We start from the raw sequence: 20,578 nt of genomic DNA, 5'->3' as shown, positions 1-20,578 counted from the left end.
ACTGGCCCCGCGAAGACACGGATCCGCCGTTGCGGAGTTGGAGACATTCATGGGTAGGAAGAAGTTGAAGAAGCCAGGCCGTCAGCGGCCCCAGGCAGGGTCCTACACCCTTCAGCAGTTGCAGCCTCCTGGCTACGACGAGTGGATCAATATCAAGGTGGGTTTTACCGCCGATGCGGCGCTCGCCGATCCCCGGCTCAACGACGAAGCTATCGACCTCACGCAGCGTTTCGAGCGCCTGCGGCCGCTGTACCGCGGCCTCATCCCTATGCAGGCTGTGCGTCTCGACATGGTCCTCGACACCGGGTCCATTCCAATCAGCGACGGAGATGACGAACACGGAACGCTCATCCCGCTCGAAAAGGCCGCGGTCTTGATGGGGGCGGCTTCCACCGGAGACGACGTACGCGAAAGCATCCACCGACTGCACTCCATCGGCGCCCTCCTGGTCGAAGAGGCGGACGACGACGTCCCCATCATTCGCTTGGTGAGCCAGCCGCCAAGCCGCCCCGGCGAGCCGTGGATTCTTCACGGCAGCCCCGAAGCCGAGACCGTTCCGAAGACCTGCGTCCCAGCCAGGCCCGGTGATCTCGGATCGGACGAGTTCGCCGCGCTGGCCTACATCCGGACCTGTATGTCCGAGGGAATCGAGCCGCAAGCCCACGAGTTCGCCGAACACGACGGCGTCGGATCCCTTGAGCGGGCCCGCGAACTGTTCGCGGTCGTCGCCGACCTGGCACAGGTGAAGGGCTGTCCGGCCTGCCCGTCCGCGCACCTCTGCACCCGGGCTTCCGAGGCCGACGGGATGACGGTGTGATCGGCAATCCGCTCGTCGTGCTCCGGGGTCGCCTGTGGGTCAATCCCGGCGGCGACGCACACGCCCTACAGTGCGTCGCCGCCACCAAGAAGGGCGGCCAGTGCCAGAATTACGTCGAGTACGGTCAGATTCTCGGATTTCACGAGTTCCAACTCGGCTCTTCCGGCTATGTCGAAGCCTACGGTTCACCCGGAAGATACGACTCAGGGGTGGATGTCGACCGCTGGCTCGCCCAGCACTGCACAACGCACCATAGCCCGGACACCACCGACGTCGTCGTCCCTGAGCTCCGCCGGTTCGACCTGCGCCACGACACCTGCTTCATCAAGCCGTACCGCACGGACGCCGCCTACGACGACTCCGGAGCAAACAGCGCAGCAGGCTCAACGCGGGATTTGAACGATTGCCGGTAGACCTATGAGATCTCCCGCTAAGGGGCAGTTTTCTGCCCCTTAGCATCGAAATAAGCCCTCTTACAGGCATAACGATGCAGCAGGTCTTCCGAAATAGCGCCCCTTAGAGGGGCGCCGTACTCCGTGCCCGGTAGGGCAGTCTTCCGACTGCGGCTCCGCAAGAACCTCACCGCTCTGATGACCGCAGTACCGACTGGGAGAGCACTTGCATCGAACGCCATTCGGCGGATTCCGGTAACCGCTTCGTGATCGTTAGCCGAGAAGACACGTCGGCAGAGGAGTCCATGGTGAGCAAGCAGAAGAAGAGCCGCAGGCACCGAAGCGTCAACCGCACCCCGCGGCCCATGGGCAGGCAGGGAGATGACCTACATGGGCACGCCTGTCTGCCTCACCAGTCGAAAGCCGTCGCCGTTCCGGTGTACCGGGACAAGGCTGAGCTGGCCGGTGGTCGGGCGTACCCCGCCACCTCTCGGATGATCGTCGATGGGGAGCAGATGAAGTTCGATCTCATCGCGAACATGTACGCCGTGGTTCATGGTGAGGTGACCGGCCCGTGTGCGGACATCCTGACCGCTATGGCCCTGGCCTACACAGAGGACCACCAAGGACTGCTCGCCTCTATCAGTCCGGACGAGGAACCACCTCGGACCACCACCGCGCTGACCGAATCCTTCCGCCGCTTCTTCCAGGAAGGCGTCCTCGGTCAGGACGAGAAGGGCGGATACGTCAGCTTCGAGCGCCTACACGCAGCGCACCCATGAACCGCAGCTGGTGGCGCCGCATCGAGCATTGCGGCGGTCCACGAGTAGTCAAAACGGCCGGGCGGCGGTGGTGACCAACCCCGCCTCCGGTCTGTTGAGCACGACCTGCCCTCTTCGCGCTCCCGCCGCTCCTTGCGGCTGCCCGTCGTCAACGGCCCCCACCGATCCGGCCTGGCGCGCTGCCTGCTTGCGGCTGATCTGCGTCTGGCTCGGCCCAATCCCGTCGGCGAGGTCGGCCTGATGGTCGCCGGTCAAGCGCATAAGGGCGGCGATCGCGAGCCGTAAGACGGCTTCTATACTGGGCATATGCGTACTCCGCATCAGGTATGCGGGGACGGGGTCAGGCGGTCTGGTTCAGCGGCCGGGGCGCGGCGGCCGGCCTCGGTGGTGTGAGGGTGGTGAGTCCGGCGCGTTCGGCGGCGAGGCGTTGCAGTGCCCGGGCGCGGGCGGCGTCGCTGGAGGTCGACCGCTGCTGGGCGGCGACCTTGGCGCGGAGCTCCTCCAAGGCCTTGCGGCCGTCGCCGAAGAGCGCCTCGGGCTCGCGGGCCCGGTCGCGGATCTGCCGCTCGGCGGCGGCCCGGATCCTCGCGTCGGTCTCCTTCTCCGCGCTCCGGGCGGCCCGGTGCGCGGCGAGGGCTGCGTGGTAGCCCTCCGAGGGGTGCTCGCGTACGGCTGGTGCTGCGGGTGGCGTGGGCGGGGCTGGTTCGACGGTCACCGTGGCGGGGTCGCTCTCGATGAGTGCGGGCGCCAGGACGTGCACGGTGCGGACGTTCGCACCGCGCACCTGCGCGTTGGCCGCCGCGGTCAGCTTCGGCGCGCTCCAGCGCAGCTTCGTGCCGGCTGCCGAGCCGTCGGGGACGATGTCCAGGCGCCCGGTGTCCACGTCGAATCCCACGGCTCGGGCCCGGCCAATGAGGTCGGGCGCGACCGATCGGAGGATGGCGTCGAACTGCGCGAGGACGGTTCCGCCGGCTGCCGGGGCGTTCATCCCGCGCTCGGTGAGCATCCGGCTGATCGCGGTCCCCAGACCCATGGGGTCCCGCCCGTCCCGCCGCACGACGGCACCGGTGCGGCGCTTCGGTTTCGGTCGGCCGGCGCCGTTCTTCTTCGCCGCTTCCCGGGCGGCGGTCAGGGCCTGGCGCGCGAGGTCGACGCCGCTCAGCTCGGCTCCGGCACTCACGCGGTCACCGCCACGGTGGTCTCGCCATCGAGGGCGCGGCCGGCGAGTCCGGGCAGCCGGTCCATCCACCGCACCGCGGCCGCGGCCGTCCCGGCCTGGACGCCGACCTGCTCGCGCAACTGCTCCAGGCGGACCGCCAGCAGATGCTGGGCGGTACGGTCCCGGGCGGTGGCGGAGGCCTTCGCCGCGGCGGCGACGGCGGCCTCACCGGTCGGGTTGTGCCGGAACCACCGGCGGCCCTGCTCGGTCCGGTAGGCCCGGTCCGCTTCGGCTTCGGCTTCTCCGGTCCGGCCGAACGCCGCCAGCGCGGTGCGCTCGGCCTCGACGGCGATCTGCTGAACGGTGCCGTACGCGGTGTGCGCGGCCGCGAGCTCGGCGCGTGCCGGATCGGCCGCCAGCTCGGCCGGGTCGGTGATCTCCAGGAACTCGGACCAGTCGGCGGCGACCTTGCGGTCGATCGCCGTACGGACTCGCGCGCAGATGGCCGCGACGGCATCAGGGCTGCTGACGTCCGCCGACCAGGCAGCTACCAGCATCTCGGTGCGGGCGGTCAGCGCCTCGATCTGGGTGGTCAGCGCCGTGGCCTCGCGGCGGAAACCGCATGCCTCGCACAGCCCGCCGGACCCGTCCTGCCCGCAGTCCTCGCACGCCAGCACCTGGCGCACCGTAGTGGCGGCGGCCGCGGCCTGGCGCTCCAGTTCCGCCCGCTCCCGGGCAACGGCACGGGCTGCCTCACGCTCGGCTTCCCGGACGCGGGCTTCCTCGCGGCGCCGCACGAACCGTTCCGCGTCGATCTCGGTCTGGGCGCGCAGCCGCTCTTCGACGACCTGGCGGCGGGCGGCGTCCTCGAGGCCGGGCAGCTCCTGGCCGACTGCGGCCGTGACCTGGATCCGGGCGGCCCGGCGGATGTGGATGACGTTGGCGCAGTTCTCGCAGGCGGCCCCGGTGTCCAGGCGGGTGCCGTCGTCGCACCTTCGGTCCGCGCAGGCCTGACGTTGCACCAGGCCCCGCCCGATCAGCCACCCGTACGGGCGCTCGACCCGGGCCTCGCCGCCGGTCTCGTCCAGCCGGGTGGCGAGACGGGCCGCCAGCCGACGCGCCGCCATATCCCGCTGGCCCACCCAGCCCTCCAGCTGCCCGAGCTCCGCCTCCGTGGCCTGCTCGACCCGGGCCTGCTGGAACCCAGACAGGCGCTGCCACAGCCACGAGACCGGCCCCAACGCCACCCGCAGACCGAGATCCTCCGGAAGGTCCACCCTCGGCTGCTGCTGCGCTTTTCCACCACTACCGGCCTGCGGCCGGACACCGGCACCAGGACGGGCAGCCAGCTGGTCTTCGTGCTCATCTGCCGGGGACTTCTTCGGCTGTTCCCCGCGCAGCGGGCCGACCTCAGCCGCCCGCTGCCCGGGGACGGCAACGTCGTCCTCGCCGTCGGCGGCCTGGTCCTCGCGCACGCACGCGCCCTCCGGCAGCGGACCTTCCGCTCCACGGCCTTCGCCGGAAAGGCCACCAGAGACCTGCAGAGGACCGACGGGAGGAACCAGGGGAGTGTGACCAGTGTGAAGGGCTCCTGTAACTCCGGGCTCTGAAAACTCCGGGTTTCTGGCTTCCTCCGGACCGCTGACCTGCGCTTCTTCCTCGGCATCCAGGGGCTCACTAGGCCCTACCGTAACTCCGGGGCCTGAAAAATCGGCATCCGGAGCCTCCGCGCGCTCCTCCACGACGCGAAGAGCGGCCCTGCGGCCGTGCGCGGCGGCGACCGCCGGCACCACCAGCCGCGTCCGGTGGTTCATCTCGGACCCTGTTTTCATCCGGGGCCGCACGACCAGATCCATGTCCTCCAGCCGCTCCAGCACCGCCTCAGCCACCGACAAGGAGCAGCCCAGGAGCCGGGCCAGAGTCGCCACCGGACGACCGCGCCGGGTATCCACGCGCCCGCCGCGCAGCCGCACCCACCCGTTCTCCCGCGCCTCCAGCACCAGCAACAACAGCGCCAGACGCTCCGTCGCCGCACCCCGACCCGTCCGGCAACCGAGCAGCCCGGCCGACGTGACCGAGCCGTCCCGGTGCGCCCAGCCCGGCGCCATCACGGCCTCCATCAGCGCCCAGAAAGTGGCGAGCTCCTTCTTTGCCAGGTTCAGCGGGTGCCCCACCACACCCCGGGCCGCCCACATGGGCTGCACCCGGCACAGCAGCCCGTCGTCCTGGGTGAACTCGCCCTCCGCCGTCTCCACCATGACCAGACCGGGCGCTTTCAAGGCCGGGACGACCGCGTTCGCCGTATGGGACTTGGACAGCCCGATCCACCGGCCCAGCTCACGCGTGGAGATCTCGACCACACCCGTCTCCCACGGCGTCCTCGAGGCCAGCACCAGCACCCCCAGCCGCACCGAATCAGGCGCGCCCTTGAGGCCGTCCGCGTTCAGCAGCGCACGTACCGCACCGCCCAGACGGGCCCGCATGTCACTGCCCAATGCCAGCGGAGGCCCCGCTTTCCGCACGGGCGCCGGACCAGCCTGCTCCGGAACCGACCGCAACCGACGCGAACCCTGCGCCCGGCGGTCCGGGAACTGACGGGGAACGGCAGCCGTCGCACTCGCCATCACAGGAACACCCCACGGGCACCCGGGGCGGACAGAACAGCACAGGCGACGAGGGCGGGGGCGGGGGAAGAGATCATCCCGGCAGCCTGTACCGGCTGCCCTGTGGACAGAGCCCGAGGAGAGCGAAGAAGGGTGAGCAGGCCCGCCGCGTGTGCAGAAAACTCGATCTGCGTCCCGTCAGACGGAAGGGGGTCGGTAAGGCTGCCCGCGGCGATGGAAGTGAAAGGGGTGGTCACATCTACTACAGGTGTCGCCGAGGCCGTCGGTGTGACAGTCCGCCCGAACGAGTTCCGGGTTGTGGCCGCCCCCGGAGCGGCACCCGTGAAGGCACTCCCTTTGTAGCTTCGTACCGGAAAACCCACTTCCGGTACGAAGCGCATAAAGGCAGACGAACCAGGCATCGATCCCGTCACGCGGGAAGATCGCCGGTCCTGAACCGGGGTGAAACGGACAGGGTCAAGCTGACAAGGGGACGCTGCTTCAGGCACTATGAGAACGACCCACCTTCCATATAGCTGGACCGACCCAAGCCCCTCGGGGCTGGCTGGCCAGATGTGCGGATGTGTCGGGTAAGCCCCCTTCGCGAGAAGCGGGCGGATTGCGACCGGGTGGGGGGAGATTTCTCCTCCCCTCCCGGTCCTGCTGAACCGCAAAGCCCCTGTGGTGGGGGCCTTGCGGTGGGCCCTGGTTAGGGGCCGGCTGCTGGGAGGCAGTTATTTCTGCTCAGATCCACCCGGGTGGTGCCGGGAGAACTGAGCCGTCGCACTGGGGTGATAAGCCCAGGCGGTAGACGGGCCGCGCGAGGCCGAAGAGGGTGGTGAACCCCCTCAGGCGCGCGCGGTCGATGGCCTAGGTCATCCCAACCCCCCTGATTCGGAGGTTGGCGTCGGCATGCCCTCATCCAGCTCTGCGGCATCTGGATACCGTTCCGCGAGCCTCTTGAGGAAGTGCTTGTAGATCGCCCGATGGGGTCGACGCGGGAACGTCTCCCCCAGCTCCCATCGAGCCACTGCGAGGCGCTTCACGCCCACGGCTTCCGCGACCTCCAGTTGGGTGAGCCCCGCAGCGAGACGCAGCTGCTGCCGCACACGCGGCGGCGGCAGGACGTCATCCAGCAGAGCGTCGACTCGCTCCAATGGGTCCGGATCTGGCATCGGGCAGCCTCTCATGATCGACAGTTGCCTGAAAGATACACGATACGAGCGATCTTGTGTGCGGTCCCTCGCTAGATTTCCGAGCGGATAGGGTCCGTGGTCGTGCCCTGCCTCGCGCTCTTCGATCTGGACGGCACGCTGGTCGACAGACAGTCGGCATTCAGCGATGCCGTGTTGCGGCTGTGCCGCATGCACTCCTTCACGCCGGACATCGAGCACTGGCTGCTCAACGAACTCGCCGACCGTGCGAGCGCCGCCGACTTCACCCGGCTGCGTGGCACCTTCGACCTGGCGGTGTCCGGCACCCAGTTGTGGCAGGAGTACATAGATCTGATGGCGGCTGTCGTCACTTGCCAACCGGAAATCATCGAGGGCCTGGCGCGCCTGCGCACGGCTGCGTGGATGATCGGAATCGTCACCAACGGCGCCAGCGACATCCAACGTGCCAAGCTCGCCGCCACCGGTCTCACTGACTTGGTCGACGGCGTCGCGGTCTCGGGTGACCTGGAGATCCGTAAGCCGGACCGCCGCATCTTCGAACTCGCGGCCTCCCGCTGCGGCGTGAGCCTCACGGACGGCGGCTGGATGGTCGGCGACAACCCAGCTGGGGACGTCGGCGGCGGCCACCAGGCCGGCCTGCGCACGATCTGGATTCGCGGCCGACCCTGGCCCGGCAACCTCACCGCCGCGCACCACGACGTTGACAACGTCACCGAAGCCATCGACATCCTGCTCAACGAGACCTCGGAGTAGCACCGTGGACCAGCCCACCGTCGGCATCCTCCACCCGGGCAGCATGGGAGCTGCCGTCGCGGCCTGCGCCGCGACAAACGCAGCCGCGGTCCTGTGGTGCGAGGCCGGGCGCAGCACTGCATCTGCAGCGCGCGCAGAAGAAGCTTGCCTGACGCCAGTGGCCACGCTGTCCGACCTCCTGGACCACAGCGACATCGTCATCAGTCTCTGTCCGCCGGCGGTAGCCGAGGACCTAGCGTGCGACGTCGCGGAGTACGGCTTCACCGGCGTGTACGTGGAGGCGAACGCGATCAGCCCCGAGCGCGCAAAGCGGATCGGGGGCCTACTCAAGCCGGTCGCAACGGTCGTGGACGGCGGTGTGGTCGGCTCCCCGCCCGTACACGGCAAGTCCCCCGTGCTGTACCTGTCGTCGCTCGGAACTTCTGAGTTGTTGGTGTGCCTGTGAACTGGGGTTTCTCAGTTTGGTGGGTGGTCTTGATGGTGGGGGGTGCTGGAGCGGATGGGCTGGGTATCCGTCTGACCTGGGCGTTTGTGGTCTGTTCAGCTTGATCGAGCGTTATTCAGTTGCGCTGAGTGGCTACTTGCTTAGGTCGTTGGCTGGTGCCGGGGCTGTGGTCGTGTGTTCATCGGTGGTGTTGTCGGTCTGCGGCTCAAGGTCGATTTCGTGCAGGGCCAGGATGAGGTGGCTTTCAACGTCCGTGGTTGCTTCGAGTGTCGCCTGCAGTTCCTGCCGGCCATGGTCGAGGAAAGCGCCGAGCGTGGCTTTCACAGGAGGGGCGGGAGGAAGAGCGGAGGCGTACAAGGCGGCGGCCAGCCTGCCGTCGACATCCGTGGTTGCATCCAACGCGTGGGTAAGGCGCTGCATGGCCGAGGCCAGCACGTCATCTACGGGCTGGGCGGCACTGCGCCTGGGCGGGTTGCTCACAGCGAACCTCCTTCGTCCTGTTCCTGGAGCATGCGCTCAAGGCTGTGGCGCGCCCGGCGCAGGTTCTGGCGCACGTTGGCACTGAGGACGCCCAGGGCTTCAGCGGTCTGTGCCGGTGTTGCTCCGTCGATCTCGAATGCCATTACCGTGCGCTGCAGAACAGGAAGCCGCCGCAGCAACTGCACGAGATCGATCTGCTCGGCGATGTCGCCGCACGGGTCAGGCACACCCGTTTCGGGCAGGTCTGCGGGATCCCAGGACCAGGTTCTCTCCTTGCCTTTGGCCTTGAGCCACATGCGCCAGGCGGTGGTCCGCAGCCAGGCCTCGGGGTGTATCACCGATTCGAATGCCCGGGCCAGTTGCACGAAGGCGCTCTGGACGGCGTCCTCAGCGTCCTGCCGGCCCGCACCGGCGGCGATCAGAAACCCGACGGTCGGAACGAAGCGGACTCGGAAGAGAGCCCCGTACTGCTGTTCCTGTTCCGGTGACAGACCCTGCTGCTTCTTGGGCTGCCTGGGTCGTTCCTCGACAAGCAGTCCGGCGCTCCGCTCGTACTCGCTACGCGCGGTCTCCAGCAGCGCACGCCAGGACGCGACGGTGGGACGCCTGAGAAGCAGGGCATGCCGTTCCCGTTCGGTCATGCCGCCCCACACACCGAACTCCACTCGATTGTCGAGTGCATCAGCGAGGCATTCAGTTCTCACGCTGCAGCCAGTACACACCGCCTTGGACCGGTTCTGTGCCTGGGACTGCGTGAACAACTCGTCCGGATCAGTGGTACTGCAGGCTGCCTGCGCCGACCACTCAATCACCCACGATGACACTGCTGTCCCCCTGCTTCTCCATCGTCCGCGGTCCGCCGACCTCGATGGTGATCCTGTCGTGTTCGTCCATGACCCGGCTGCCGCTGGGTAGTCCCCGGATCATCTCGCTGCGATGTCTGCTGCGGATGCGGGCCATGCTGGTGCGTCCATGCACCCGAATCCACATCCTCAGCACGCTGGTGAGGTATCCGGCCCCGGCGGCGAGGGCTGCAATTTCGTACTCCGACATCGCTGGGGCTCCTGATCGGTCAACGTGGTTTTGACTTCCGAAGGGTGAGTGCCTGTGAGGGGCCTGTTGCGTGACCTGGGCGCCAGAACTTATTTAGGTTCCCTTCCATCCTTCCGACCGGGCAGGCGCGGGGCAGCAGGCCTGCACGGGTCTGACATCGGTGGCCGTGTCGGTCTACGTGGGGTGGATGTTGATGGTGGTGAGGAGGTGTTGCTGGGTGGGGTGGAGGGTGTTCCAGCGGGTGCGTTGGCGTTCGGTCCATCGTTGGAGGGTGGGGGAGGTGTCCTGACCCTTGAGCTGGTGCAACTTGGCTTGTTGGTAGGTGCGTTGCCAGATGCTCGGCCAGGGCGGGTTCCACCAGGCATCGAGATCCTCAAGGGCTCGACTCGTGGTGGGGGCGAGGTGTCCTTGTCGGGCTTTGCGGCGTGTTTCTACCAGCCAGCGGCCCAGGGGGAAGCCGTCGTGGTGGGTGTCGGCGCTGGGGGAGAGGTGGCCGTGGGCCACGGCGTATGTGCGTGCGTGGTCGAGTCCAGGGCTGGATGGGTAGACGCGCCTGGTCCTGCGGGGCTGGCCGATGAGGCCCTCGGCGCGCGGTGTGATTCCGAGTTCGGTCAGGAGCTGGTGCTGCTCGGGGCGTAGCCGATCCCACGTGGTGCGTTGTGCGGTGGCCCACGCACGTACGCCGGCCGGCGGGCCACCGGGGCGGCCTTGCGTGGTGCGGGCGTGGGTGTAGGCGCGTTGCCAGGCCAGGTCCCAGGGCGGGTTCCACCACGGGTCGATCACCGTCAGTGCCTGGTGGCGGGCGTTGGGGGTGGTGTCGCGTCGGGCTTGTTGGCGTTGGTCGTTGAGCCAGTGGCCGAGGGGAAAGCCGTCGTGGACGGTGGAGTAGGCCACGGCCAGGGTGTGGTGGGCATCTGCGTAAGCCCGGGCGTGGGCGAGGGCCGTTTCAGCGTGCGGGGTGATGGGCCGGGTACGGGCCCTCTCGCGGGTGAGGCCGATGTCGGCCAGGAGGCGCTGCTGGTCGGGGTGGAGGTCGTCGTAGTGGGTGCGCTGGAGGCGTAGCCAGGCGCGCTGGGTGGGGGCGAAGCTGCGGAAGTGGTGGTCGGCGTCGAGCCGGTGGCCGGCCCCGACCTGGTTGTGGATGTGCTGCCAAGTCCGCTGCCACGCCAGGTTCCAGGGCGGGCACCACCACGGATCGACTGCGGACAGGGCCTTCGTCTGGGCGGACGGAAGCGCGCTCCGGCCGGCGTCGGTACGGGCGTGTTGGCGTTGTCGTCGCAGCCACCGTCCGAGGTGGAAGCCGTCGTGGACGGTGCTGATCGCGGCAGCGAGGGTGCCGTGGATGGCGTGGTAGGAGCGGGCGTAGCCCAGGGCGGTCGCGAAGTCGGCCTCGCTCTCGGCGGGCCGGGCGGCGGCACCATGGGCCCGGTCCGCGGTGATTCCGATGCGCGCGAGCAGATCCTGCTGGCCGGGCTGGAGGGTGTCGAACTGCGCGCACTGAGTGGTCAGCCACGTGGCGAGTGCGCGGGTGGTGCCGGCGAATCCGGCCGCGGCGTCCAGGACGTGACCGCCGTCGACGTGGATGCGTGCCTGGTGCCACGAGCGCTGCCATTCCAGCGTCCAGGGCGGGTTCCACCAGGGGTCGATCGCCGACAACGCGAGCGCGCGGGAGGAGGGGGTGCCGTGGCGGTGCTGGTGGGCGCGGTCTTTACTGCGCTGGTTGGCCAGCCACTGTCCCAGCCTCAGCCCGTCCTGGACGGTGTCGGTGGTCGCGGTCACCAGCGTGCCGTGAGTGCCGGCGTAAGTGCTGGCGCAAGCAAGAGCGCGCTGGAAGTGGGTGGCCATGTTCTTGCGGCGGGGCCTGGCCACCCCTACAGCCTCGGGGGTGAGGCCGATGTCGGCCAGGAGGCGCTGCTGTGCGGGGTGCAGGCTGTCGTAGCCGACGCACTGGCTATACAGCCATTCGCCCATGCCGAAGCTGGTGGCGGGGAAGCCGTGTTCGGGCCGCAGGCCGCCCCGGGCGCGGGTGTGGTCACAGGCTTCGTAGTAGGAACGCTGCCACATCACCGTCCACGGCGGCCGCCACCACGGATCCAGCGCCTCCAGGGCGGCGACGTGTTCGGGTGGCATCGCCGGGAACTTCCGATGATTCGACAGCCACCGGCCCAGGGCAAAGCCGTCGAACCGGCTGTGGATCGGTGCGGCGAGGTGGCCGTGGACGGCTGCGTAGGCGCGGGCGTGGGCCAGGCCGGTGGTGAAGGCATGGTCCGAGGTGTGTCGGAGCCCCAGGTGCAGCCGCGTACCGCCCGCAGCGTTCTCACCCTTGCCGGCGGCGTCGCGGTAGGCGGTGAGTTCTCGGGCGATGGGGCGGGGCCGGTGCGCCATGTGCAGCGTCCACAGCCGGTCGGCGGCGGCTGCGTCCGCTCCGGCCCGTACGCGGTGCTGCACCCACACCAGCAAGGGACCAGCCGAGGTCGAGGTGATCCGCTCGGCAAGCCACGACCGTCCCATGACCCGCGCAAGTTCACCGACCAGACCAGGCACGTGTGCGAGTGTGTGAGGCAGATGCCCGCCGGCGTCGGCGAGCAGCCGCTCTCTGATGCGGTTGTCGGTGAGGACCGAGGCCAAGGCGACGGTCTCGGGGTAGATGACCGCGTCCCTGGCCAGCAGCCGCCACCAGCCGGGATCGGCCCCAGGCGGCGCCATCTGGCGTACCCGCTGCGGCCACTGCTCCTCCTCGGGCCACTGCTGCGCCCACCAGGAGACAACCACGGCATGAGCGACCTCGAACGCGCCGGCGGCGTCCGGGCGATGGCGCAGCAGCTGCAGGTGCCGCCGGTGTGCCGCGAGCATCTCTGGCAGCCCCGTCACGTCGATCTGCTGGGTGTCGACCGGCGCGCCGTCGACCCAGTGGGTGCCGAGCATCCAGCGCCGGTGACGCGAGCAGATACGGGTGTGCGGCTGCAGGTACAGCCGGGCGGGCTTGGCCCGTCCGGTGCGTGCCGCTGTACACAGCCGACAGCCTTCCCCTGCGGCTGACACCACGACCCCGAAGCGGAACCGGCCGGCCGCACCCACCCCGTCCGGCGCGAGGGGCTCCTGAGCGGCCCAGGCGGGCAGGGCCCGTCCCAAGACATCCTCGGGCACGCGACAGAACACCGATATACGGGCACGGGCCTCTGCGTTGAGGTACACCTCGCCGTCCGTGCGGAAGCCCTTGAACAGGCCTCCGCCCACCTGGAGCAACGAGGGAATGAGGTCTCTGACACCCAACCGGTAGCGGTCGGCCAGCCGGTCCAGGTACGACAGGTTCGTCTCGCCCCGCAACGGCGCAAGCCGCACCGGCCCCGGGCGCGGTGCCGTACGCGGCGGCTGCGGCTGTGGTGGAGGAAAGTCGTGCATGAGGGGGCCGAGGCCGTTCCTGGAAGGTTCGGATGTACCAGCATCCGAACAGTGGCCGAATGGGGGAGCGGGACGGACAGTTGAGGCAGACACCGACAGTCAGGGCTGACGATGCGAGGGCATCCGGCGACGGTGCGGTGCCCGGGCCCGTTGCTCGGCGGCGGTGTCGAGTTCGATCTGTTCGAGCAGCTTCTTGGTGATCTTCTCGGGGCCGTCAAGCAGGGAGACCAGGGCGGCTTCGCGGATGAGGTGGGAGAGGCTGCCCATGCGGCCGCCGGTGCGGGCGTGCAGGTAGGCGGCGTGCGTGACCAGGGTGCCGGGCCGGTGGCGGCGCAGCCGCAGGGCGCTGTCCATGCCCCGCATCAGGTCGTGCCAGATCTGTTGGTCGGCCGGGCTGCCGTAGCGCAAGGCCTGGTTGCGCACGATCTTGAAGCGGCCGGCGAGCTGGGAACCGCGTACCCCCGTCAGCAGGGGCGAGGATTCGACGTCGATGCCGGAGTAGACGAAGGTCGCCGGGATCCGCTCGCCGAGGTACTTCAGCTGGTCGGAGGTCTCGGCGCCGGCACGGCTGCGGGTGTCCATCAGATGCACGTCATCGACCAGGACGAGCTGGGTGCCCATCTCGCACAGCAGCTCGCACACGGCGTTGGTGATCTGGATCTGGTTCATCCGCTCCAGCGCCGGCAGGCCGAGGAAGCGGGCGAACTCGCTGATGAGCATCTTCGGGGTGGAGGACGGCGGCACAGTGATGAACAGGACCGGCAGACGCCCGTCCTGGTTCGGGTGGCGGCGCCGGTCGGCGAGTTCGACGGTGCGCCCGAGCTGCTGCATGGCGGTGGTCTTCCCGGTGGTCGCGGGCCCGGAGATGATCAGGCCGCGCCTGGCTCCGCCCTGCTGGCCGCGGTTGAGCAGCAGCAGGCGGCGTACCGCAGTGGAGATGGTGTCCATGGCGGGGGTCTTCAGCACCACGAACCGCGCGTGGTAATCCTCCCGCTGCTCCAGCGTCCACTCCTCGTCGTCGGCGTCCCGTGCCGGGGCGCGGGGCGTGTCGACGAACTGCCGCCACCCGTCCCACGTGGTCAGCGGACTGAACGTGCTCGTGATGGCGAACTGGGCTGCTGTCACCATGCCTGGGCCTCCTGGTACGGGTCGTAAATGCGCATGCCGCCCGCCCCGGCGGCGTCCAGCGTCTGCTCAGAAGCCTGGTCCCGGGCCGCTTCGGCCGTCGGCCCGGATACTTCGGCCTCATCCGCGTGGTCTGCCGCGGCGTCCTGGCCGTCGGCGAGGGCGGCGAGAAGGTAGTCCTCGTCGTCCTGGTTGTCCTCGACGTCATCCAGGCTGTCGTCGGAGTCCCAGCCGTCGGCATCCTGGAGCGGCACGGTGAAGGAGCCGGGCAGCCCGAAGGAGGCCCCCGGCGCCAGAGGCGCAGGCCACCCTTGCGGGGCGGTGGCAGGGGAGGGATCGGTCATCTGCGCGGCCGCCTGGGCCCGGGCCGCCACCGTCCGCTCTCGCCTGCTGCCCAGCCCCTGGCTGGCACGGCGCAGCAGCACATCCAGCGCCTGGGCGATCGCCGCCTCGTGCTCTTCCCTGCCGTGCCGGCGTTCCACGGTGCGGCGAACGTGGTCGAAGGTGAACGCGGTGAACGGGCGCCTGACCGCCGCCGCGTGGACCCACGGGACTTCCAGCCACCCCTCGGGCAGGCGCACCCATACCCGGTTCGGGTCATAGGGATTGTGGTGGACCTCCCACCGCCCGTGCTGGTCCGCCCGCGGTGACCGACGGCGCCGGTAGGGGTTCAGCCCGGGATGGTCGTAGGTGCGATAGCCGAAACGGATGCCGTAGTCGTTGACCGCCTGCCACCGTACCGGCAGCAGCTCGACATGGTCATCGGCCGACAACGGCACCGGTACATGCCCCGTCACCGCCACCAAAGCCGCCCACATCTCGTTCGGACAGACAGAGACCCGCGGCATCATCGGATGCCGCAACGCCTCATGCCGGCGCTCCTGCCACCCACAGATGACCCACTCGTCCAGCAGTTCCTGAAGCTGCGCCAGACTCCAACAAGCATCCTGCTCCGCGGCCGCACCCCGCTGGGAGACGTCCGAGCCGGTATGGCCCGGCAGGTACTGGCTGAACCCGTCGGCAATCGCACGGAAGGTCCGCTCCACGTTCCCCTTCGCCGGCCCGTTCGCCGGCGGCACCGGCTGCACCGACACCCCCAAGCTCTCGCACGCCGACACGAACGAAGCCGACACATACACTCGACCCTGGTCCACCACCACCGTCTCCGGCATGATCACCGGCCGGGCAGCCGCCCCCTCAAGCCGCGCGTCCAACGCCACCAGGCGCTCATACGGGATGACCGACCGCTGCATCGACAGTGCCGCGTCCCAGCCCGGCCGCATCGCTGCTGGCACCACCATCTGCGCCAACAGCATCGCCGCGTCCACCGACGTCGTGCCCACCGGCCGCAGCACCGCGGCGCAGATGCTGCGCGTCGCCACGTCCAGCGCGATGCTCAGCTCAAGACGGCCCGTCACACCGTCATCCAGCACCGCCAGGACATCCAGGGGCGTGCTGTCCAGCATCACCAACTCACCCGGCCGCAGTGCCACCGTCGGCGTGAACGGAGGCGCCGGCCGCGACACATGCCACCGCCGCTGCGCCGCCGTCCCCAGCAGCCCCTGCCCGTCGGCCACCGCGTGCACCAGCCGGTTGAACGTCGATACCGGCGGCAACGCCACCACCCCAGCCCCGTACTCCTCCTCCAGCAGCCACCCCACCCGGCGGCGCAGCCGCACCAGCGTGCCCGTCGACCGCTCCCGCTGGCCCTCCAGCACCTTCCTGACCGCCGCGACCACCCGCTCATCGGCCCGCCCCACCGCCGACCGCTCCCGCACCACCCGGCCGTCCACCAGCCCCCACAAACCCTCGCTGCGGTAACGCGCCCGCATCCGGCGCACCGTCGCCGCACTCGCCGCCCAGCCCGCCGCCGCCAACTCCTCCGCCTTCGCCCGCTCCCGCTGCGCCAGGCTCCGCGTCGCCGGGTCGAACTGCTCACGCGGGGCGCCCCGCCCCACCGCGTCAGGAAAGCCGGTCTCCACCTCCCGCACATGCCGCTGCCACGCCAGAGCCCGCTCCCGCACCTCCACCGACAGCGCCTCCAACAGCCCGAACGGCGGCACCCTCCCCGGCGCACACCCCCCCTCCACCTCGAAGGACGGATCGGCCAGCAGGTAGGACAGCAGAACCACCGCAGAGGCACCCTCATCGGTCACCAGCGTGGCCCGGGAGCCTTCCAACACGGCGAGCGTCCATACCCGCCCGTCGTAGCGAAGGCGCGCCCCGACCTCGACAACCGCCTGCGTCACGCGGCTTCAGCTTCCTGCCGTGCGACCGAGACAACGGCACGCTCGTGCAGCGGCTCATTCAGCCGCGCCCACAGCACACCGCTCCACAGCGCGTGAAAGACCGCAGGCCACACAGCGATCGGATCCCCCAGCTCACACACCGCCTCCACCGCCGGCCGCGGACTGCCGAACACATCCACCAGAGCCGGCATCCACGGCCCTGAGGCGTACCGGGGATGCCGGTAACCCGCCAGCCACCGCACGTTGGCCACTACCACCGGATCCGGCGGCCCCGCGAGCCGGTAGGACCAGCCCGCTGCCTTGGCGGCAGCCGCCACAACCCCTGCCCGCGCCGCCAGCCGGGCAGAGGGCCCGCTGCGTCCGGCGCAGTCGAGCAACAAGCCGCTGCCGTCCTTCAGCCTGGCCATTAACTGCGGCGCATGACCGACGACCTTGCCGTTCTCACGCCACACCAGCTCAACCGGCCGACAGGCCAGCGCCACCACCGCCGGATCCTGGTCCAGCAACATGAGCTCGGTCCGCATGACACCGGACCCATACGCCACCAGCCGCCCGGTCGTCGACGACCACCACCAGCCCGGAGCCACACGCCGCCCGTGCCGAACGGGGAAAGGCCGTACCACCGGACTGCCCTCAAAGACCACGTCCTGTGCAGCCTCAAGCCATGGGGCTCGGTGCTCCCGTCCCAGCGGATCCCGGAAACGCACATCGATCCATCTGGCATCGACGGCTGAATCGCAACCGTCGCGAACACCTGTCCTCGCATGCATGCAGGCAGTCAACCCAACCCGCGGTCCCAGCAGCAGCCGAGTTGACAGATGACCTCATGGTCTGGAAGGCGGTCGTGTTGCCGCGAGCCAACCGCAGGGCCAGCTCTCCCGCCACGTAGGGCTCTGAACACGTGTCGGCGATGCGCAGCAGGTTGGTGGCGACGTCGCAGACACCGACGAACCAGCCGTCCTCGAACCGCTCCCCGGCCTCGTGCAGAGCGCTGCTCTCGGAGATCCAGGTGTAGGCCCCGGGCTCCATCCCCTACATGATGTCGTCCATGATTCCGACGGCGGCCAAGGCTTGGCACACGGTGGACTGCGCCACCGTGGCCTCGTGCTGGTGGTGGCTGACACGGGCCGACCCCTGGCCGTACGCGTCCCCGTCGTACCGCTCGACGCTCATGCCGCCCACTCCAGACCGAGGCCGGCGAGCGCAGCGAGCTTGTCGGCGGTGAGCTTGGCCCGGCGGCTCTTGCTATTGGACAGGAACACCCCGAGTTTCACGAGGTATTCCTGGCCGTCGACCACGATCCGCTCTTCGTGGGCTCTGGGTACAGTCAGGGAGCCCGTGCGGGCCTTGTACTGCGCCAGGGCCGCCACACCCCTGTCGAAGGCGCTCAGGGGCGTTGTGGACGGCTTCGCAGACGCCCCCCGCTCCAGAGTCCGCGCCGGGGCCTGCGGTGTGATGCCGAGCTGCTCCAGGCGCTCGCGCTGACCTTCGGTCAGGGCCTGCCAGACCTCGGGCCGCCGCTGCTTGGACAGCCACTTCCCGATGTCCATGCCGTGCACGGTGAACCCAGGCAGGACGTCCTGGCCCTCTTCGTCGCGCACGAGTTCGCGGAGCGCGGCGTAGTGCCGCTGCCACTCCGCCGGCCACGCGGGGTTCCAGTGCTCATCCACGGTCTCCAGCGCGGCCTTCCACTCGGGGTGGTCCTCCAGCGCTCCGGGGCGGCGGAGGTTGCTCAACCACTGTCCTACCGGCCTGTCCAGGGCCACGGCGGACCGCGGAGCGCAGAGGGTCCAGTGCTGCTCGTAGTACGCCTTGGCCGCCTCCAGGTTCTCCTGGAACCGCTCGTCCACCAGGGACCAGACCATGCCGAGCTTCTCCAGCCGCGCCGCGCGCTGCCCAGTCATCTGCCCCGCGCCGTACGCCCGTCGCTGTTCTGCGACCCATTGGCCCAAGGGAGCCGCACCCTCGCGGTGTCCATAGGGCACTCGAGCGTTCTTCTCACGCTCCGTATAGCGACGTAGCGCTGCGTAGCCTCTGGCCCAGTCTTGACGCTCGGTGTCGATCACGTTGAAGGAAATCCACTCCGCGACCATCACCGGATCACGCGGAGCCGCGAAACGGAGCAGAAGACGTGATTCATCCTCATCATCGTCGGGCGCAGAGCCGATGTGCTCGGACGGCTGCACAACGTTTTTCTGAGGCTCCTGCGGAATTGCCAGCAATTCGACGGCCTCTTCATCGTGAGCCCGCAGACCTTCCAATACCTTCACCAATGGCCGGTACGAACCCGACGTGAACATATCTTCCGGCTGCTCTCCGGGCCGGAGAAATACCGGCACGATCAGAGAGGCCAGTTTCCCTTGTCCCGGCTTCTGACGGAGCGCCCGGCCGATGGCCTGGACGATGTCGTGCGGGGCGCCCTTGGGGTCCAGGAGGGCCACCGAGTCCACCGCCCGGATGTCGACACCCTCACCCAGGACACGACAGTTCGAGAGGACCGCGCGCCGCGCGGTGGATCCAAACTCGCCCAGGACCTCCCGCCGGCGCTCGGGAACGTGCTCGCCGCACAGCCAGTCCGCCCACACCTCGGACGGGTACCGCTTGGGCTGGTCCGCGTGCAGCCGCTTCGCCACCCGCTCCAGACCCTCCGCGTACGCCTGCGCCTCTATCGTCCGGTGATGGAACGTGATGCACGTCTGGAGCCGGTGCTCCTCCATCGTGTGCAACAGCGCCGCCTGGAGCGCCCCGAGCCGCTGCCCCCGCACCTCCTCGCCCCGCCGCTCCTCGCCCATCAGCCGCTCCGGAGTGACCACCGGGTCCTGGAGCTCCAACACGATGATCTGATACCGCGCCAGCAAACCGCGGGACACCGCCGACGCCAACGAGAGCTTGTACAGAACCGGCCCAAAAACCCGCTCATCATCCATCGAGGCCGCCATCTCCTTCGGCAGCGCCTCCCGCACTCCCTCCGCCACCTCCCAGTTCGGCCGCTCCTGCCAGATCCGCGGCGTAGCCGTCAGATACAGCCGGCGGTGCGCCGGGATGATCCGCTGGTCGTGGATGTCCGCCCACGCCTTACCCATCGAACCGGACGTCCGGTGGGCCTCATCGACCACCGCGAGGTCCATCGGCGCGAGCTGCTGCCCGTAGAGGCCCTCGAACGCCTCCGCCAGCACGCCCAGCGATGCGTACGTCCCGAAGATGGTGATGGGGCCCTCGCCGTGCCGCAGGGCCAGCTGCACCGGGTTGGTGGTGGAGCGGACCTTGAGGCTCCACAGCTCCACGTCGTCGGTGAGGCTGCACACCGCGACGGCCGGCCCCGTGTGCCCGGCCGCGCGCCACTCCCGCACCGTCTGGGTCAGAAGGTCCAGCGTCGGCACCAGGACGAGAATGCGACCCGTGGGAACAAGGCGCTTTGCCGACGCCGCCGCAATAATGGTCTTTCCCGTTCCGCACGCGGCGTGCACCTGCCCGCGCAGGCCATTGGCGGGGATACCGCCCGGCGGGATATCGAGACCGCGCACGATGGCGGCCACGGCCTCAATCTGGTGAGGAAACAGTTTCCTGGCCATTCCCGTGTTCTCCTTTTCGCGGAATTCGGCGCGCAATCAGAAAAGAAATTCCGGCGCGGCGCGAGGGGCCGGGGGTGCTCATGTCTATACCCAGACACTACACAGTGCTGATCCGTGATGCATCAACCATGCGGCCGGTTCGTCCTTAGGGCTGATACTTGGCCGATTCTCCCCCATGGCAGCAATTAACAGTGTATGCTGATGGTGTGGTGCCGAGTAGCGGCGGAGCGGTTTCGAAGGTGAGGGAGTGGTCAGGGTGGAGCGCAGCGGAACCCGTCACTGCGGTGAGGCCGGCACCCGACCGGACCGACGGCCAGTCACATCCGTTCGGGGGTAGTGGCCAGGAAATCCAAGCCCCACACAGGGCCGCACATGATGCACCTCCCCTCGCAGCCAGCCAAGGCGACCGCGCTTGCGCGGGTGCCCCGCAATGAGCGCTTGCGCGAATTGCACCCCCCCCAAGAATTCCGTTTACGGAATTCTATTCCGGCGCTTGCGCCGGAATTCGAATTGCGCTTGCGCAATTCCATCACTATGCAGCGCGCCAGCGCTGCATATCCCGCTCCGCGGG

18 protein-coding genes and 1 pseudogene are annotated in these 20,578 nt (G+C 69.0%); 5 read left to right on the top strand and 14 right to left on the bottom strand.

The features are described 5' to 3' along the window. Positions 1–49 precede the first annotated feature (49 nt). From ACFYPN_RS31940 to ACFYPN_RS31930, 3 genes are all read left to right on the top strand, one after another. Positions 50–817 carry a hypothetical protein gene (locus ACFYPN_RS31940; protein WP_358766062.1) on the top strand — a complete coding sequence of 256 codons (768 nt, stop codon included), beginning with the start codon at positions 50–52 and terminating at the stop codon, positions 815–817. Continuing rightward, entirely contained in the window at positions 814–1,230 is a 417-nt protein-coding gene (locus ACFYPN_RS31935) for a hypothetical protein (RefSeq protein WP_358766064.1), read from the top strand. The genes ACFYPN_RS31940 and ACFYPN_RS31935 overlap by 4 nt, the downstream gene beginning before the upstream one ends. A gap of 284 nt (positions 1,231–1,514) precedes the next feature. Continuing rightward, positions 1,515–1,991, top strand: a complete 477-nt coding sequence (locus ACFYPN_RS31930) for a hypothetical protein (protein ID WP_389303160.1) — start codon at positions 1,515–1,517, stop codon at positions 1,989–1,991. A 48-nt stretch (positions 1,992–2,039) separates the two neighbouring features. Here ACFYPN_RS31930 and ACFYPN_RS31925 read toward each other — a convergent pair whose 3' ends face one another. The 4 genes from ACFYPN_RS31925 to ACFYPN_RS31910 all read right to left on the bottom strand — a co-directional run bounded on the left by ACFYPN_RS31925 (position 2,040) and on the right by ACFYPN_RS31910 (position 6,928). Then, the gene (locus tag ACFYPN_RS31925) at positions 2,040–2,297 is read right to left on the bottom strand and encodes a hypothetical protein (protein ID WP_389303157.1); all 258 of its coding nucleotides are present in this window, start codon (positions 2,295–2,297) and stop codon (positions 2,040–2,042) included. A 34-nt stretch (positions 2,298–2,331) separates the two neighbouring features. Next, positions 2,332–3,171 (bottom strand): DUF721 domain-containing protein, encoded by an 840-nt coding sequence (locus ACFYPN_RS31920; RefSeq protein WP_389303154.1) that lies wholly within the window; start codon positions 3,169–3,171, stop codon positions 2,332–2,334. Next, entirely contained in the window at positions 3,168–5,633 is a 2,466-nt protein-coding gene (locus ACFYPN_RS31915; protein WP_389303152.1) for a hypothetical protein, read from the bottom strand. The genes ACFYPN_RS31920 and ACFYPN_RS31915 overlap by 4 nt, the downstream gene beginning before the upstream one ends. Positions 5,634–6,628: 995 nt before the next feature. Then, a complete protein-coding gene (locus ACFYPN_RS31910) occupies positions 6,629–6,928 on the bottom strand; it encodes a helix-turn-helix transcriptional regulator (RefSeq protein WP_358766253.1) in 300 nt (99 codons plus the stop codon). A 102-nt stretch (positions 6,929–7,030) separates the two neighbouring features. On the opposite strand from ACFYPN_RS31910, the gene ACFYPN_RS31905 reads away from it, so the two are divergent. Beyond that, positions 7,031–7,681, top strand: a complete 651-nt coding sequence (locus ACFYPN_RS31905; RefSeq protein ID WP_358766251.1) for an HAD family hydrolase — start codon at positions 7,031–7,033, stop codon at positions 7,679–7,681. A 4-nt stretch (positions 7,682–7,685) separates the two neighbouring features. Beyond that, positions 7,686–8,126, top strand: a complete 441-nt coding sequence (locus tag ACFYPN_RS31900) for a hypothetical protein (protein WP_358766249.1) — start codon at positions 7,686–7,688, stop codon at positions 8,124–8,126. 132 nt (positions 8,127–8,258) lie between these two features. On the opposite strand, the gene ACFYPN_RS31895 is transcribed toward ACFYPN_RS31900, so the two are convergent. From ACFYPN_RS31895 to ACFYPN_RS31850, 10 genes and pseudogenes are all read right to left on the bottom strand, one after another. Next, positions 8,259–8,606, bottom strand: coding sequence for a hypothetical protein (locus ACFYPN_RS31895; RefSeq protein ID WP_389303148.1), 348 nt, complete (start codon positions 8,604–8,606; stop codon positions 8,259–8,261). After that, complete coding sequence (locus tag ACFYPN_RS31890) at positions 8,603–9,142, bottom strand: RNA polymerase sigma factor (protein WP_389303185.1); 540 nt, start codon at positions 9,140–9,142, stop codon at positions 8,603–8,605. Before ACFYPN_RS31890 ends, ACFYPN_RS31895 begins: the two co-directional genes overlap by 4 nt. After that, a pseudogene (locus ACFYPN_RS31885) lies at positions 9,137–9,430 on the bottom strand (WhiB family transcriptional regulator); the annotation flags it as partial. The pseudogene ACFYPN_RS31885 and the gene ACFYPN_RS31890, both read right to left, overlap by 6 nt. Then, complete coding sequence (locus ACFYPN_RS31880; RefSeq protein ID WP_389303145.1) at positions 9,411–9,659, bottom strand: hypothetical protein; 249 nt, start codon at positions 9,657–9,659, stop codon at positions 9,411–9,413. The gene ACFYPN_RS31880 and the pseudogene ACFYPN_RS31885, both read right to left, overlap by 20 nt. Positions 9,660–9,833: 174 nt before the next feature. Next, positions 9,834–12,986, bottom strand: coding sequence for a helicase associated domain-containing protein (locus ACFYPN_RS31875; protein WP_358766222.1), 3,153 nt, complete (start codon positions 12,984–12,986; stop codon positions 9,834–9,836). Positions 12,987–13,160: 174 nt separating this feature from the next. After that, positions 13,161–14,189, bottom strand: coding sequence for a TniB family NTP-binding protein (locus ACFYPN_RS31870; RefSeq protein WP_358766220.1), 1,029 nt, complete (start codon positions 14,187–14,189; stop codon positions 13,161–13,163). Next, positions 14,183–16,435 carry a transposase gene (locus ACFYPN_RS31865; protein ID WP_389303142.1) on the bottom strand — a complete coding sequence of 751 codons (2,253 nt, stop codon included), beginning with the start codon at positions 16,433–16,435 and terminating at the stop codon, positions 14,183–14,185. The genes ACFYPN_RS31870 and ACFYPN_RS31865 overlap by 7 nt, the downstream gene beginning before the upstream one ends. Further along, on the bottom strand, positions 16,432–17,205 hold the full coding sequence (locus ACFYPN_RS31860; RefSeq protein WP_389303139.1) for a TnsA-like heteromeric transposase endonuclease subunit: 774 nt from the start codon (positions 17,203–17,205) through the stop codon (positions 16,432–16,434). Before ACFYPN_RS31860 ends, ACFYPN_RS31865 begins: the two co-directional genes overlap by 4 nt. Before the next feature lie 262 nt (positions 17,206–17,467). Continuing rightward, positions 17,468–17,608, bottom strand: coding sequence for a hypothetical protein (locus ACFYPN_RS31855; protein ID WP_389303136.1), 141 nt, complete (start codon positions 17,606–17,608; stop codon positions 17,468–17,470). After that, positions 17,605–20,007 (bottom strand): Helicase associated domain protein, encoded by a 2,403-nt coding sequence (locus ACFYPN_RS31850; protein WP_389303132.1) that lies wholly within the window; start codon positions 20,005–20,007, stop codon positions 17,605–17,607. Before ACFYPN_RS31850 ends, ACFYPN_RS31855 begins: the two co-directional genes overlap by 4 nt. Positions 20,008–20,578 lie beyond the last annotated feature (571 nt).

The sequence above is a fragment of the Streptomyces sp. NPDC005576 genome (assembly GCF_042871745.1).
In the GTDB taxonomy this organism is placed as follows: Bacteria; Actinomycetota; Actinomycetes; order Streptomycetales; family Streptomycetaceae; genus Streptomyces.
Note: the sequence above shows the minus strand (reverse complement) of the source record. Positions and strands in the feature narration are given on the sequence as shown.